This is a genomic window from Turicibacter sanguinis, assembly GCF_013046825.1.
Lineage (GTDB): Bacteria > Bacillota_I > Bacilli_A > MOL361 > Turicibacteraceae > Turicibacter > Turicibacter sanguinis.
In genome coordinates, this window is sequence record NZ_CP053187.1 from 2,573,832 (window position 1) to 2,590,233 (window position 16,402).

The window sequence follows — 16,402 nt, forward strand, 5'->3', positions numbered from 1 at the left end:
GATGTCTTCGGGGGGAATAGTATGCAATCATTAAGCTTTTGGCTCATTTTTTCAATTCTATTAACCATCGTGGTAGAAACCATCAAATTTAAATCCATTAAAAAAGCACTCTACTTCATGAAACACTCACCAATAGAATTTATCTTAAACGTCCTCATTATCTCCTCAACCTTAGCCTTATCCTTCATGGTGACACGTAAAGTATTTGTCTTTACAATCGTCACTATTTTTTGGTTATTATTATCCATCACCAATACCATCGTCACGACATTAAGAGGCTATCCACTTATGTTTTCCGATATCTTTTTAATTAAAGAAGGTTTAAGTTTGTCTTCTCAATACTTCACACCACTCGTGATTAGTATGGTGTTAATTCTTTTAGGCTTCTTATTTTGGATTGGTTATGATTTATTTCAAATTCAATTCGAAACAACAACCTTACAATACGTCATGGGCACAGTCTACGTTTTTTTAGCTGGGTATATCTTTTATAAAACAGAGAAAAAAGAATTACCAAAACCCGCTGAAGAAGTTGAGTTATATGAGCAAATGGGGTTTGCCTATTCCATTACAGATTCCTTATATCCTTATTTAAATAGAAAACCAGACTCCTACAGTGAAGAAAAAATGAACAACCTGGCTCATGATTTGATGCCGTATTTTAAAAATCATCCCCAAAGTGTAGATCATAATGTGATCATGATACAAATGGAATCCTTCTTTGATCCGTTAACCTTACAAAACCTTTCAATTAATATCGATCCAATCCCTACTATCAGACATCTAATGAAAACTGAGCCGTTTGGGAAACTCATTGTTCCCACATTTGGTGGGGGGACCGGTAAAACTGAATTTGAAGTCTTAACATCCATGAATGTTGACTATTTTGGACCGGGTGAGATTCCACATAATAGCATTTTAAAATCAACTGACATTGAATCTCTCGCCACTCATTTCTCACAATCTGGCTTTGAAACCATTGCTATTCATAACTATGAAGGTAATTTTTATAACCGACACATTGCCTATCAACATTTAGGATTTGATCGCTTCGTCCCCCTGGAATACATGGCAGGCATTGAAGTCAATCACGATTTATCTCAAATGAACGACGAACATTTAATCCATAACATCATTAAAGCGATATCCCAATTTGAAAAGAGCTTTATATACGCCATTTCAGCCGGCACACATCAACCGTATAATGAAACGAGTTATGATGAACATCACGATATTCAAATTGAAGGATATTTATCATTAGAAGAGAGAGCATCATTACAAGATTATTGCATCAAACTACATCGACTAGATCATCAAATTAAGCGTCTTCTAAAATACTTAGAAACACGTCAGACTCCAACCACGTTAATTTTATTTTCAGACCATTTACCAAATTTGCCTGTCATTAATGATGAAACATTTTATCCGTTTGATCATTATGAGGTTCCAGTGATGGTTAAACATCCAAGTGAATTTACCTTTCATGACCAAAAGCTACCTGCTTATCAACTTGCAACAGAAATTTTAAATGCTGTTGGTATACGTGGGGGAATCATGAATGCGATTCATGATTTAGAGAAGGGAACATTTCATTATCAGTCAGACTTAAAATTAGCTCAGTATGATTTAATCTATGGAAAACAATTATTAGCATCGGTCTTTCCACAGCATAAAACAGAAGAAATAAAATTTGGAATTGAACCACTAACCATTCACTCGATTATGAAAACAGACCATCACTTGGTGATAAAAGGATCTGGATTCAATGGCGATAGTCAGGTGTTTATTGATGGAAAAAGAGTGCCGACAACGTATATTAGTGAAGGGGAGTTACATGCCGAAATGAAAATGAATAAAGGCAATCTTGTGACCATTAAACAAATTAGTGGCTATCATCAAGCACTCGATGAAGGAAAAAGCTTTGAACTAGCGAAGATTAATTCGTAAACGTTGACATTTAACATGAGATTTGATACATTGATTATAACAATAGAGGATGGAAGAAATGACATATTTCTTCTGTTTTTTAGCCATTAATAACCTAGATCCTAAGTTATTAAAATACGTTGATACTAAGGCTAATGCTAGTCCCGATCAAAATTTCTTTTAACAGAAATTAATCGGGACTTCTCTATTTTTTATGTTTATAGGAGGAGTTTATGTTATGAAGTTTAAAGACCACTTTAAGTCTAATGCCTCGTTTTATAAAGACTTGTGGATCATTGCATTGCCAATTGCTTTGCAACAGCTTGTCACCTCAAGTTTAAACATGGTTGATACGCTAATGGTTGGTAAAGTCGGGGTTGATGCCGTAGCTGCTGTTGGGGTTTCAAATCAATATTATTTCTTACTAAATATGATTATGTTTGGAATTTATAGTGGAGGAATGGTTTACTTCGCTCAGTACTGGGGAAAAAAAGATGTTAAAAGTATTCATCGCTTACTTGGATTTACCTTAGTACTAGGAGGAATCTTATCCATCATTTTCGGCGGATTAGCCTTCTTTATTCCTGAAAAGATTATTAGTATTTTCACGCCGGATGTTGCGGTTCAATCGCTTGGGGCACAGTATTTAAAAATTGCTTGTTTAAGCTATCCATTTATGATTTTATCATTTGGATATAGCATGGGCCTAAGAGCCGTGGAAAAACCAAAATTTTCGATGATCGCCTCAATCATAGCATTGACGCTCAATACCATCTTAAACTACTTACTCATCTTCGGTGCATTTGGATTACCGCAACTTGGTGTAATTGGAGCCGCGATTGCAACACTTGTTTCTCGTATCGTTGAGTTTATCCTCATCATGTTCTTTGCTTACTTTAAAACTGAGACGATGAATCCAAAACTTTCAGTCTTACTTTCATTTAACAAAGAATTAATTTCAAAGCTAATCACTACTAGTTTACCTGTTGTCATCAATGAGTGTTTCTGGGGACTAGGGACAACGGCCTATTTAGTCATTTATGGTCAGATTAATGTTGAGTCGATTTCAATCATGAATATTGTGACCTCAATTTTCAATATTTTCTTCATTGCTGCTATTGGCGTTGGAAATGCTTCAACCGTGATGCTTGGAAAACAACTAGGTGCGGGTGAAAAGGATAAAACATATGATCATGCTATCCTTTTCTTAAAAACAGGTGTTGTTTTAGGGATTCTTTCGAGCCTTATTCTTATTGCTTGTATTCCACTGATTTTACCCATGTATCAAAATTTTGAATCGAGTACCTTAAAATTAATGGGGCAAGTCCTCGTTATCTTTGCATTTGGCTTAACCTTCCGTTTCATTAACATCATTAATATTGTGGGGATCTTCAGAGCGGGAGGAGATACAAAGTATGCCATGATTCTTGAACTCGGAATCTTATGGACCGTTGGGGTTTTAGGAGCCTTTATTGCAGTCAATCTCTTTAACGCGCCATTACTTATTGTGGCGATGATTGTTCAATTAGAAGAAATAGTCAAAGTGGTCATTGGAATATTTAGAGTTCGCTCAAAAAAATGGATTAATACCCTTGTTTAATAAAAAAATCAGCCTTTTCAATAGGCTGATTTTTTTATTAACGAAAATAATGAATAAGCAAAGTATTTAAATTTAAAAAAAGGGAAGGTCGTACTAAAGCAGATGAAGATTAAGTGAGGGTGAGTGAAACTTAATCTAAGAGAAAAAGCGGCCATCCCTCATCGGATGTGCCGCTTTTAAAACATTAAACGAGCATAAGATCACTGATATTAACCCATGAACCAGGAGTTGTTGCTGATTTTGAGATGTTTAGTGCGTGGGTTGCCCCCTCAACATATTTATAAACATAGTATGTTCCGACATTCACAGAAGTCGTGGCGATGGTTGTCGTTGAAGTCCCGTATCCGTTAATTCGTTTAACCACTTCAACTTGATCTCCATGGTTAAAGGATTGCGTTGAAATGAAACTTACGTTTGTTTCATCAACCCAAGCTCCAGGAGCAATTCCTGATTTCGAAAGATTGATTGAATGGGGACTTCCGTCACTTACTTTAAAAACGATGTACTTCCCACTAGCCAAAAGGCTCGATGCCACAGAACTAGTAGCTGCCTTATAACCTGAGGCAGCCGTATTTAACTGAACTTGATTCCCAACACTTAAACTTTTATTGTTTTTTTTTAGGTCAGTCGCATTAACCCAAGCTCCCGCTACCGTCCCTGTTTTTGAAATATTAACAGCATGTAGCCCATTAGAAGCTACTTTATAAACTTTGTAAGTTCCAGCACTAACAGAAGTTGAAGCTTTAGTTGCCAAAGATGTCGAGTACCCAGAAATAGTTTGTAAAACTTCAACGCTGTCTCCAACCGAAAAATTAACCGGTGTTAAGGGCGTACTTGGGGTAGTGGTTGATTCAGTTAATTTTTGATATTCTGTTTGAATCAAGACTCTAAACACCTCATTCCCATAGCGATCTAGAATATCATGTGGGCAATGTTTTCCACTCCGTGCTTGATGAGGTAAGACTTTTGCCATTGGAATATTGTAAGTTTTCATTAACGATGCAATGACTTTAGCACCATTTTCAATGGCTGCATTTCTTAAACTAATGTCGCTACTTGTAGAGTAGGCCATTTCAATCCCAATTGACTTCATATTTCCTGCACCTGTTGAACCATCTCCAGCATGCCATGTTTGAACATTGAGTGGCAAGCATTCAATGGCCATTTGATCATCGACGACGATATGAAATCCAATGTACACATTATCAGTTCGATTATTCAAATAGTTTCGTTCATTTAATGCCGAAGCATTATTTGAGGTTTGATGGTAGGTAATCTCTGTTGGGGTAAAGCTTGTTCCATATTTATACTTTAGATTGTGTTGCGTTTGATCAAGATGCATGACTTTGTACGTGTATGCCATATATATTTACCTCCTTGTAACTTGCTCATTATAGTATATTTTAACTTCCTCAAAGAGGAAGGGATAAAGAACCGCTCATTGAATAAATACGCTGTTGCCCAAGTTTTGGAGTAATCATCTTTAAATTTTTTAAGATTATCTTCAGACTTCTCTTTTATACTTAATATCGTCAAAGCTTTATATTTGAAGGGAGACAGTCAAAATGAAATTAAATAACAAACATAAAGGAACCCTTTTCCTTGCCTTCTTAGCAACTATGGGGTTATCAGCATGCCAATCAAACAGTAATAACGATACAATAACGAACACTCAAGCAACTGATGAGACAAGCTCGTCACAAAGTTTAAGTACTCAATCAACAGTGTCAGCCAATGCGACGATTCAGTTAAAACAAGATCAAACAACGGTTGAAGGAAATGGCGTGAGCATTGATGGAAATACCATTACAATTACATCAGGTGGAACGTATAACATTAGTGGAACATTAACTGATGGACAAATCATTGTAGATAGTTCAGATGAGTTAGATGTCGAGCTAGTATTAAATGGCGTCGAGATTACTTCCTCAAGTAGTGCACCTATTTATGTCAAAAATGCTAAAAATGCAATCATTAACTTAGTGGAAGGAACAGAAAACATCGTCACTGATAGCGATTCATATGTTCTTGAAGATCCAACCAATAATGAACCTAATGCTGCAATATTCAGTAAAGATGATCTAAAAATTAAAGGAACAGGATCATTAGTGGTGAATGCAAACTACGATCATGGAATTGTCAGCAAAGATGATTTGAAAATTAAAAATGGAAATATCACCGTAACATCAGTCGGTGATGGATTAAAAGGAAAAGATTCAATTGAAATTGAAGATGGAACCCTTACCATTAATGCCGGTGGAGATGGATTACAATCAAGTAACTCCGAAGATCCAACACGTGGTTATATTACGATTGATGGTGGAACGTTAAACATTGTAGCGGGACTTGATGGAATTCAAGCGGAAACAAACGTTACGATTAATGGTGGAAGTTTTGATATTCAATCAGGGGGAGGAAGTACGAATAGTAGCTCATCAACAAATACTAACATGATTTGGGGGCAATGGGGAGCACCCGCTAGCCAAACGACTACGGAAACAAGCTCATCAAGCGCCAAAGGAATCAAAGCAGTTGTTGATATTACAATTAACGGCGGAACCTTTACCATTGACTCATCAGATGATTCGATTCACTCAAATGATTCAATCAATATTAATGGAGGAACCTTTGAAATTGCTTCTGGAGATGATGGGATTCATGCTGATACAACCCTTAATTTAAATGGGGGAGAGGTTAACATCACCCAATCATATGAGGGATTAGAAGCCACAACCATTAACGTTAACGATGGAAGTTATTATGTCGTATCAAAGGATGATGGAGTCAATGCTGCTGGAGGGAATGATGCCTCGGCTACTAGTGGACGTCCAGGTCAAAATAATTTCTCTGCTTCTAATGGAATGATTTATTTAAATGGTGGATTACTTTATGTTGATGCATCAGGCGATGGATTAGATGCGAATGGATCCATTGAAATGAATGGTGGAACCGTGATTGTCAATGGACCGACAAATAGTGGAAATGGTGCTCTTGATTATGATGGAACTTTCAATATTAAAGGTGGAACATTAGTCGCTGCTGGAAGTTCTGGGATGGCGCAAACTCCAAGTTCAACTTCTTCGCAACCTATTTTAAGTATTGGAACCTCATTCTCTGAAGGAACGCTGATTAATATTAAGTCAGAAAATGGGGAAGATATCTTTACGTTTGCACCTGCTAAATCAGGACAATCCATTATCATTTCAACTCCTGCTTTAACATCAGGTACAACCTATACGGTTTCAAGTGGAGGAACGTCTTCTGGAGTCGTAACAGATGGAATTTATACTGAAGGTTCATACTCTGGTGGAACAGAAATTGGTAGTGTCACACTTTCAAACACCATCACAACGATTGGGCAAACTCAAGGTTCAATGGGAGGAGCCGCTGGTATGGGCGGAATGGGTGGTAAAGGACAACGCCCGATGAATTAATCGCAAAAAAGACACAGATAATCTGTGTCTTTTTTGTTCTATCTCCCTCGGCTCATTTCTATACTAAATTATAGATATTTATGCCATTCATTTAGGGGGAGACGATGAGTTATCAAAATGATCAAGTGATTAAATGGGCCCTTAATACCATTAAACGAGAATATGCTGAAGATGTAAGTTTGTTATTACTCTACGGATCATATGAAAACGGAACGTCAAATGACTTGTCAGATGTAGATTTATATTTTATTCCAAAAACAGAGCGTGCTTATGAATTAAGTCAAACATTTATTATAAAAGATATTGGTTATGATTTATTTCCAATGAGCTGGCATCGAGTCGAGGAGATTGCAGACTTTAATGACCGTTTAACGCCTTGTGTTGGAGATGTAAAAATTTTATATGCAAACTCGATTGAAGATGAGAGACGATTTAAGCATTTGCAATTAAAACTTCATAAACATTTAAGTGATCGAGCATTTATGTTAAGTAAAGCGAAGCAACAACTAACAAAAGCCAAGAAAACAATGGGGGAACTAATCCTGGCAAATTCAACGTGTGAATCAAGACTTCATGCCGCCTCTATTATCTGTCAATTATCAGATTGTGTTGCTTTTTTTAATCAAACGTACTTTCATCGTGGTCTTAAAACACAGGTGGAAGATTTAAAACAAATGCGTAAGCTTCCGCTTCATTTTTTAGAGTTATACGATTTTATTGTGACGACAACTTCTAATCGTGATCTTCAATTGGCTTGTATGGCGTTAATTAAAAGCACGGAATTTTTACTTAAACAACAGGATAATCAAAAACAAGACCTTGATTATGAAAAACTGATTGGGCGATACGAAGAGCTTTGTTCAAGCTTCAATAAAATTTATACACAGTGTCAGCTTCAAAATGCGGCACTCGTCTATTTAAGTGCAGCACAAGTTCAAGTAGAACTTAACGAAATAACTGAAGACTTTCATTTTCCGAGATTTGACCTATTGTGTTATTTTGATGCTTCAAATCTTGAGAATTTTTCAATTGAAACCTTTAAAATTGAAAATCAATTCATTACTACTTTAAAGGAACACTCGATCCCAATTCGCTCATTTGCCACCATTGAAACGTTCCTTGAAACACAGTGATTTGCTAGAAGTTCATAAGTTGGGTATAATAAAGGAATAAAGATATATTGATAGGTGAGAATCATGTTTTTTATAGGAATTTTTGGTATTGAAACAAAAGATCAAGAAATTGGACCGCTGACACCGATCAGTTGTAAAGGATGTCAACAAACGGTACCCATGACACTTTTTAAACACTTTTATGTCTTTCACTTTTTCTTTATTCCACTGATCAAATGGAAGACAACCTACTATGTCGTTTGTTCAAATTGTCAAACCATTGCCATCATAGATAAAGAAAAAGGACAGGCCATTGAAGCGGGAGAACAGTCTAGTTTGACATTCTGGGACTTAGAACCCCTTCAGTCACAGATGTCTTCTGCTTTAACTCATTGCAAACACTGTGGTAAACAAATTGATCCAACTTATGACTATTGTCCTCACTGTGGAACACCACAATAAAAGCCAAGAAATCTTGGCTTTTTTATTTTTGATTTAACACAAAGTGTTCAATAGCGTTGGCAACACCACCTTCTTTGTTAGACGTGGTAATAAACTGAGCGGCCTGTTTAACATCCTCAGTTGCATTGCCCATGGCTACCCCAACCCCAGCAAATTGAATCATTGATAAATCATTTTCGCTATCGCCAATACACATCACTTCATCCGGTGTTAGATTAAAATACTTGGTTAACTGTTTGACAGCTTCACCTTTAGAGCTACCTTTTTTCATGACTTCAAAGTTGTTTTTCCAAGATGAAACAACTTCTAAATGAGGGCACTTCGCTTTAATTTCTGCTTTTACTTCATTTAAAATGTCTTGGTTAGGTGCCAAACAAACCCCTTTTAAAATTTGACCTTCATAGTGTCCGTAGATTTCATCTAAACTCGATAAGACAACTAGTTGGATTTGTTCGTCTTCTTTTAACATTTTATTCAATTGTTTATAAAGATTCGTCTCTGGTAGTTCTTGCAAGGAGATAAGTCCAAAGTTAGCCGTTAAATAGGCGAGAAGCCCATGCTGTGTCGTAATCTCTAAAAAATCACGGACATCCTCAATCAATAGCGGATTTTCATAAATGGTTTCTCCATTTGTTCCCCCAATAAATGCTCCATTTGAGGCAATAATGGGCGTCGTTAACCCAATGGTTTTGGCATAGAGTCTGGCACAATTATAAACACGTCCTGTTGTAATTGCGACATGAACACCTTGCTTAACAGCCGCTTTAATGGCTGCTTGATCTACTTCACTCACTTGATGATCATCCATTAATAGGGTTCCATCCATATCAATACAAATTAATTTTATCGCCATGATTCTACCGTCCTTTACAAATAAATTTATTAGATTCTCCTTTAAATATTATTCAGTAAAACGGACACATTAAACCTCAAAAGGGTATTTTTTAATGAGAGGAGAAGATTCAATGGGACAATTTTTACTAATTAGTTTAACGTTTCTTGTTATTTCGATTTTAATTTTTCGACATCGAACACTTGATTTTGGCATTTTGAAGACGATTCGCCACCTTATTTTAGAGATTAATCGGATGTATCGACTCTTATTTCTTGAACGCTCTTTATTAACACGCTTCGTTCAAGGTGGATTTATTATTTTTGCACAGGTTTCAACGTTTGTGTCACTCGCAACAGGAATCTTTCGCCATCTTAGAGTTGATGCTTCTATCCTCCATTTTGAACCCCTGATTAAAGGAGGGATTGTCCTCTTTGCCTTTTTATTAGTTCACTATGCGATTGGTTATGTCCTATTACTAAGTAATAAAATTCATCTTTTCTTCTATCGTGTCGAAAATCAGAATCTTAAAATGGACTTTATCTTAAGTTATACGATGATTAGCACGTTTTTATTAGTCTTATTACTATTTCCAGACCAATTTGCTAAAAATATTTCCATTAGCTTGATTGGGATGGGGATTTGCTATTTCTTGAACTTAAAGACCTTGATGACGATGATGATTAATCCAACCTACGTCAAATCTGTTCAACAACAGCAAACTTCTTTTTCAAGAATTATGATCGCTGCGATTTTAATTCTAATAATGCTCATTTTAAATCTCTATCTGATTGTCTGTTTAGTCTCTCATCTTCCACATGAAGCACCTGTTTTTTCCAATGCCAACAACTATTTTGATTTATTTTATTACACCATTATTACCTTTACAACCATTGGATATGGGGATATCACCCCCACCACGATGGCGGCTAAAACGATCTCATTGCTTATCTCAGTAACTAGTGTGATTTGTCTCAGTATCTTTTTAAGTACCATCCTATCTTATCGTGATCAAATTAACGATAACGAAGGCAATTCCTAATCATAAAAAAAGGGGAAAAAAGCAAAAACAATGAGGATTTCAGGATATGATTAAATGAAACGGGAAATTTGAATGATTTTATCAATATCACCTTAAACAGAGATCTAATAGAGCTCTGTTTTTTTGACTGTAAAAGGCGAAATTTCATCTTTTTGGGTTATTCAATCCCGCTGATTGTCATATATTAGTAGTAAAAAAGGGGGGATCAGACGATGTTAGATCAAACCATGCTTCGAATCAAACGAAATATCAAAATCTGCCTGAGTGAAATTGAGGAAATGTTAGAAACGAGTGACAGTTTGCTTTTTAATAACAACATTGTCATTTTAGTTGATCGGCAGCTATATCATCAAGTAGAAGACTGCCACAAGCAACTAGCAGAAGTCGGTGCAGATTTATATAAAATTTATGCAAATATTGATGAAGAATATACGTGGAATGTCCTTGAATTGACGATTTTAGGGCACGATTTAATTGAAAAAATGAATGACATGATTCAGATTATTGAGGACAAATGGACAGAATCTGATATTGATGTGAATAAATACCTTTTTGCCGAGGCAGCTCTAGACCGACTCGATAATGAAGAAGTCATCTTAGATATTGATGATTTAGAATATGTGGTTGACCATCCAAAGCATTACTGGATTTGTCTATATGTGGTCCACGAGAAAGAACACGAAATTTGTCATTATGCTTGTTTTAAAACAAAACGAGAAGCCTTAGTGTTCGCCATGCAAATGCAAAACTGTGGGAAAGACTGTATTTTTAACCGATTTGAAATCAAAATATAGGCACCGGGGGATGACTCCGATTTAAGAAACGAGAGAATGAGCTACCTGAGTGAGGCAAACGCCATTCTTTAAACGGTGAAGAAGAGTGGCAGAACAGTTTGTAAAAAAATTAGGATGGGAGTTCTGTTAGACTCTGCTGTGATACTTAGTAAGCGGGAATAAAAAACACACCGTTTAAACGGTGTGTTTTTTATTGATTTAAATGGTCCGTTAAAGCATCAACTGTCACAGTCAACAATCTCAATTCTTCTAAAATCTTCTCGATATGATAGTTAAAGATTGAATCAATAGGTTGCTCTAAGTGAACGTCTCCTTGACAACCATGATGGAAGAAATCAATGATTTGCAAACGATTTTTAATAGTTAAATCGGTTTCCTCAACACTTAAACAAGCAATACATTTGGCATGAAAATAAATATCATGACAGGCTTCAATCGTAACTTTTAATTGATTTAAAGAAACGGGATTTTTATCAAAGCGTCGATCCGCACAATAATTCTGATAAATCGTATTTAAACGACTTAATTCTGTATGTAAGCAGTTGACGTCTAAATCCTGATGAATGAGAATGTTTTTTACTAAGTTTTTCGTCATGTCTTCAATGGTTTCAATTTCCTTTGTTAGCGTTCCTAGGTAATTCGGTTGCGCAATCACATAGTTCACAAAAATCCCAACAATGATTCCAATCGATGTATCCGTCGTGCGTAAAATCGAATAGATTAATGGGTCTTGACCTTGAATTCCAATTAAAATAGAAACACAAACCGTCGAAGCAATGATAATCGATGAACTAATTTTAAATGAATTACAGCAAACAATCGTCATAATAACGGCTAGACCGATAAATAGTGGACTATGTAATTGAAGTTGAGCAAATAAAAAGCCAATGATCGCTCCCATAACCGTTCCGAGCAATCGATTTTTTCCTGCGACTAATGAACTTTTCATCGTATTTTGCAGTGCAAAAATCGTCCCAATGACAGCATAAAACACATTGCTAATTAAAAAAGTTTGTCCTAAGTAGAGTGTCAGGACAACGGCGATTCCTGTTTTTAAGGTCCTCATTCCAATATATCGTTTAATTAGACCTAACTGTCTCATAAGCTGTTCCCCTTTATTTTTTAAATCATCATTAGTTTAGCATGGCAAAAGACTGACAAGCAAGAGAAGTTCCATTCAATTTTATTATTTCTTCTCATAGTTTATACAAATTTGACAAAACTACTAAAGATTAAAAAAATACTACCAAAAAGGAGCTGTCAGTGAGATATGACTAGACCAGATGCTTCATTTCCAAGCACTGCTAAACCTCAAACTCAAAATAAACAACCCGGAATTGAGTCGCAAATGGATCCGAAACCCATTTTTGAACATCCTGAATACAATAAATCGGGTGGGCGATTGGATCAAAAAGTAGCCATCATTACAGGAGGCGATTCTGGAATTGGTCGAGCCGTTTCAATTGCTTATGCAAAAGAAGGCGCAAAAGTCGTCATCGTTTACTATGATGAAGTAGAAGATGCAGAAGAAACAAAACGTATCATTGAGGCCCACCAAGGGGAATGTTTGCTAATTCAAGGAGATATCGCCGATCCTAAGTTTTGTGAAGCCGTCGTGTCAAAAACGATGTCTACCTTTAATCAAATTAATATTTTAGTGAATAATGCTGCAGTTCAATATCCTCAAAATGACTTAACTCTGATTAAAGATGAAGACTTACATAAAACATTCGCTGTCAATTTTTTTGGTCCCTTTTACTTAACACGCGCAGTTTTACCTCATTTAACCGAAGGAGACTGTATCATTAATACCACATCCATTACAGCGTATGAAGGGAATGAAACTTTAATCGATTATTCCTCTACTAAAGGGGCTTTAACAAGCTTCACGCGTTCGTTAGCGACAAATCTAGCGAAAAAGAAAATTAGAGTTAATGCTGTCGTACCAGGTCCAATTTGGACTCCTTTAATCCCAGCGTCATTTGATGCACAAAAAGTTTCGCAGCATGGCGCTAATACAGCTCTTGGTCGCATGGGACAACCTGTTGAATTTGGAGCAGCCTATGTCTTCTTAGCCTCAAATGATGCGTCTTATATGACAGGTGCCACGCTTCATATTAACGGTGGTAGCATTATCAATTGCTAAAACGATAGATGATCTATCGTTTTTTTATTTTCACAAGATAAAAAAACGAACAAATGTTCAAAAGATAAAAAAGATACTTTTTTTAAAAATGAACATTAAAAGTGTGATTTTTTCCACATTTTAGATGATAAAACCATTAAAAAGGGCTTAACGATAGAATAGGGGTTAACTTTTCTCACCGCCCCAATAAAATACGAACGAACGTTTGTCAGGAATTGTGACGATAAACCAAGAATATTAACTCATGATTATTGTCATTTATTCATTCAATTCTCCGTATGATGTCACATAAATGTTAAAAAGATAAGGTGATTGTCATGTGTGGGTTAGTTGCATTAATAAAACAAAAGCAAATCACCGTAAATGATTTAGCTTTTTCATATCAGGCTTTACAAAAAATGAAACATCGGGGACCTGATGATCAAGATTTGTATTATAAAGACCACCTCATTCTTGGATTTAATCGATTAAGCATCATTGATTTAAAACAGGGGGTCCAACCGTTTCATCGTGATGACTATAACTGTCATCTCGTCTTCAATGGCGAAATCTATAATTATCAAGAACTTCGAAATCAATTAGAAAAACTCGGTTTTTCCTTTGACACTCAATGTGAGGCGGAAGTCATTCTTTGTTTATATCACCTACTTGGAAAAGAATTCATTACACAGTTACGTGGCATGTTTTCACTCGTTTTATACGATGAACGAACAGAAGAGCTCATTGCTGTTCGGGATCGATTTGGAATTAAACCGTTGTATTATTATGTAGAAGATGATGTTTTATTCTTAACGTCAGAACTAAAACCTTTTAAACAATCTACCATACCTGAGGCTAGTCTTGATTTTATTGCTTTACAGCATTACTTTACCTTTCAATATATCCCAGAACCTTTGACGTGTTTGAAAGATGTCAAAGTATTAGAACCCGGAACTTATTTAACCTACCAACGAAATAAAGGGATTGAAATCAAAGCTTATAATACCATTCAATTAATTCCCCATCATCAAATCTCATCGTTACATAAACATCAATTAGAAACCGTCATCAAAGAATCTGTTCGTGCTCACTTACAAAGCGATGTAGAGGTCGGATGCTTCTTATCAGGAGGGGTGGATTCGACTATCATTACAGCTTGTGCTAATCAATATCATCCAAAAATTAAAGCCTTCACGATTGGCTTTCACGAAGCGGGATATAGTGAAATCGAGGCCGCACGTGAGACCGCCGATTTTTTAAATATTCCTTTATACAGCCGATTCATTACCGCTCAAGAATTTATCGAGGCAACCAAAACAGTCATTGATTATCTCGATAGCCCGGTTGCCGATCCCTCCGTAACAGCCATTTATTTAGTCGCTCAAGAAGCGCGTAAACAAGTTAAAGTCATTTTGTCAGGTGAGGGGGCAGATGAACTGTTTGGAGGTTATCGGATTTATCGTGAGCCTAAGTCACTTGAAGTCTTTAATTACTTATCACCTAATACGAAAAGAAGTTTACTCACGTTATCTCATTTGATTCCAACTGGAGTAAAAGGGAAGAGTTTCATCGAAAGAGGATGTATCCCCCTAAAGGACCGGTATGTTGGAAATGCCTTTGTCTTTAATGAACGTGAAAAACAACAGTTGCTAAATTTTTATGATCAAAACTTTACGTTTAAAGACATTACCGCACCACTATTTGAACAAATTCAAGATTTAGATCCTGTCTCTCAAATGCAAATGATTGATCTTCATACCTGGCTAAGAGGGGATATCTTGGTCAAATCAGATCGTCTATCGATGGCACATGCCTTAGAAGTACGTGTTCCATTTCTTGATCAAAAGGTCTTTCAACTAGCAAAGCAACTGACAACAAATGAAAAGATAGGGCAGAATCAAACGAAAGTTTTTTTGCGAGAAGCGTTTAAAGAGATGATTCCACCTCATGTGTATGAGGCCAATAAAAAAGGGTATCCCGTTCCATTAAAGACCTGGCTCAAGAATGAACTGTATGATGAAGCCAAGCGCTTAATTTTATCCCCTCAGTGTGAGCATTTAATCAACCAAAAATCAGCACTTCGGTATCTTGATCAACATGCAACCGGGAAACACAATCACGCTCGTAAAATTTGGGCGTTGATGACCTTTGTAATGTGGTACGAAAGTTGGAAAATAGAGTAAACCAAACTCGTCAAGTATAAAAAGGATATTTTCATGTTATAATAACTAAATAATACTCTTTTTATCTAATACTGGAGGCACTTATGAAACCAAACTACTATTTTATTACTTTTACAGTGGCCATGTTAATCGTCACTTTATTAAACTTTTTAGTTGAATTAAATGCTTATACACCTCCAGTTTCTGAATCTGATCAAGCCGTTATGGGACAAGTACAGGATGCGTTTAAAGTTGTCGATTATCCTATGACGTTAATTACACTTGAAGAACAATGTATTAATGAAGAATCCTATCAAGTCCCTTGTCATGCATTACAAGACGTCCAAAAGGGAGACATCTTAATTTCTAAATCAAGTCATACCTTGCTTTTTCGTCACGGTCATGCCGGGGTAGTGGTTGATGCAGAAGCGGGACTTGTCCTTGAATCACTTGGTTATGGTGAAACCTCAACGCTACAACCCCTTTCTAAATGGGATTATTATCCGACTGTTAAAGTATTACGTTTAAAAGATGCCACGCCTGAGTTAATGGACCAAATCGTTGAAATTGCCCAAACACAGTTTTTAAATTTAGACTATAATGTGTTTGTCTCTAAAAAAGATTTAAGTGCCACGCATTGCTCTGATATTGTTTGGAAAATATTTAATGAAGTAGGGATTGATTTAGATAGTAATGGAGGACGGACAGTAACACCACAAGATATTGCAGCTAGTGAACTGTTATACGAAGTGGAATCATACGGATTTTCATCGGAAAGAGAATGGTAAGATAACAAATGAACGCGCTAACCTTAGCGCGCTTTTTATTGAAAATCTAAAAATTTATACTATTTTTCCATTTGTATGAATGCTGTATTCCTGTACAATAATAAGGTAGAAGTATTAAAAAAGAA

13 protein-coding genes are annotated in these 16,402 nt (G+C 36.1%); 10 read left to right on the forward strand and 3 right to left on the reverse strand.

The genetic code is table 11. The features are described 5' to 3' along the window. The first annotated feature begins 21 nt into the window (after positions 1 to 21). Together HLK68_RS12515 and HLK68_RS12520 are read left to right on the forward strand one after the other, a co-directional pair. Positions 22 to 1,947 carry an LTA synthase family protein gene (locus tag HLK68_RS12515; protein WP_132942724.1) on the forward strand — a complete coding sequence of 642 codons (1,926 nt, stop codon included), beginning with the start codon at positions 22 to 24 and terminating at the stop codon, positions 1,945 to 1,947. 217 nt (positions 1,948 to 2,164) lie between these two features. Then, positions 2,165 to 3,526, forward strand: coding sequence for an MATE family efflux transporter (locus HLK68_RS12520; protein WP_006784081.1), 1,362 nt, complete (start codon positions 2,165 to 2,167; stop codon positions 3,524 to 3,526). Between the two features lie 184 nt (positions 3,527 to 3,710). Here the strand turns inward: HLK68_RS12520 and HLK68_RS12525 are convergent, their stop codons facing one another. Then, positions 3,711 to 4,889 (reverse strand): peptidoglycan recognition protein family protein, encoded by a 1,179-nt coding sequence (locus HLK68_RS12525; protein WP_132942723.1) that lies wholly within the window; start codon positions 4,887 to 4,889, stop codon positions 3,711 to 3,713. 202 nt (positions 4,890 to 5,091) lie between these two features. Here HLK68_RS12525 and HLK68_RS12530 point away from each other — a divergent pair, with 202 nt between their 5' ends. The 3 genes from HLK68_RS12530 (at position 5,092) to HLK68_RS12540 (ending at position 8,534) form a co-directional block, all read left to right on the forward strand. Further along, entirely contained in the window at positions 5,092 to 6,960 is a 1,869-nt protein-coding gene (locus HLK68_RS12530; protein WP_132942722.1) for a carbohydrate-binding domain-containing protein, read from the forward strand. Positions 6,961 to 7,064: 104 nt separating this feature from the next. After that, a complete protein-coding gene (locus HLK68_RS12535; RefSeq protein ID WP_006784662.1) occupies positions 7,065 to 8,093 on the forward strand; it encodes a hypothetical protein in 1,029 nt (342 codons plus the stop codon). A 63-nt stretch (positions 8,094 to 8,156) separates the two neighbouring features. Beyond that, on the forward strand, positions 8,157 to 8,534 hold the full coding sequence (locus HLK68_RS12540) for a zinc ribbon domain-containing protein (RefSeq protein WP_006784663.1): 378 nt from the start codon (positions 8,157 to 8,159) through the stop codon (positions 8,532 to 8,534). A 22-nt stretch (positions 8,535 to 8,556) separates the two neighbouring features. Here HLK68_RS12540 and HLK68_RS12545 read toward each other — a convergent pair whose 3' ends face one another. Beyond that, entirely contained in the window at positions 8,557 to 9,387 is an 831-nt protein-coding gene (locus HLK68_RS12545) for a Cof-type HAD-IIB family hydrolase (protein WP_006784664.1), read from the reverse strand. Positions 9,388 to 9,499: 112 nt separating this feature from the next. Here HLK68_RS12545 and HLK68_RS12550 point away from each other — a divergent pair, with 112 nt between their 5' ends. Together HLK68_RS12550 and HLK68_RS12555 are read left to right on the forward strand one after the other, a co-directional pair. Beyond that, entirely contained in the window at positions 9,500 to 10,408 is a 909-nt protein-coding gene (locus tag HLK68_RS12550) for a potassium channel family protein (RefSeq protein WP_132942721.1), read from the forward strand. Positions 10,409 to 10,620: 212 nt separating this feature from the next. Next, on the forward strand, positions 10,621 to 11,202 hold the full coding sequence (locus HLK68_RS12555) for a hypothetical protein (RefSeq protein ID WP_006784666.1): 582 nt from the start codon (positions 10,621 to 10,623) through the stop codon (positions 11,200 to 11,202). A gap of 190 nt (positions 11,203 to 11,392) precedes the next feature. On the opposite strand, the gene HLK68_RS12560 is transcribed toward HLK68_RS12555, so the two are convergent. Further along, positions 11,393 to 12,304 carry an FUSC family protein gene (locus HLK68_RS12560; protein WP_006784667.1) on the reverse strand — a complete coding sequence of 304 codons (912 nt, stop codon included), beginning with the start codon at positions 12,302 to 12,304 and terminating at the stop codon, positions 11,393 to 11,395. A 168-nt stretch (positions 12,305 to 12,472) separates the two neighbouring features. Between HLK68_RS12560 and HLK68_RS12565 the strand changes: the two genes are divergently transcribed. The 3 genes from HLK68_RS12565 to HLK68_RS12575 all read left to right on the forward strand — a co-directional run bounded on the left by HLK68_RS12565 (position 12,473) and on the right by HLK68_RS12575 (position 16,277). Continuing rightward, a complete protein-coding gene (locus tag HLK68_RS12565) occupies positions 12,473 to 13,348 on the forward strand; it encodes an SDR family oxidoreductase (RefSeq protein ID WP_006784668.1) in 876 nt (291 codons plus the stop codon). Between the two features lie 317 nt (positions 13,349 to 13,665). Further along, positions 13,666 to 15,510 carry an asparagine synthase (glutamine-hydrolyzing) gene (asnB, locus tag HLK68_RS12570; RefSeq protein ID WP_132942720.1) on the forward strand — a complete coding sequence of 615 codons (1,845 nt, stop codon included), beginning with the start codon at positions 13,666 to 13,668 and terminating at the stop codon, positions 15,508 to 15,510. Between the two features lie 83 nt (positions 15,511 to 15,593). After that, complete coding sequence (locus HLK68_RS12575) at positions 15,594 to 16,277, forward strand: YiiX/YebB-like N1pC/P60 family cysteine hydrolase (RefSeq protein WP_006784670.1); 684 nt, start codon at positions 15,594 to 15,596, stop codon at positions 16,275 to 16,277. Positions 16,278 to 16,402: the final 125 nt, after the last annotated feature.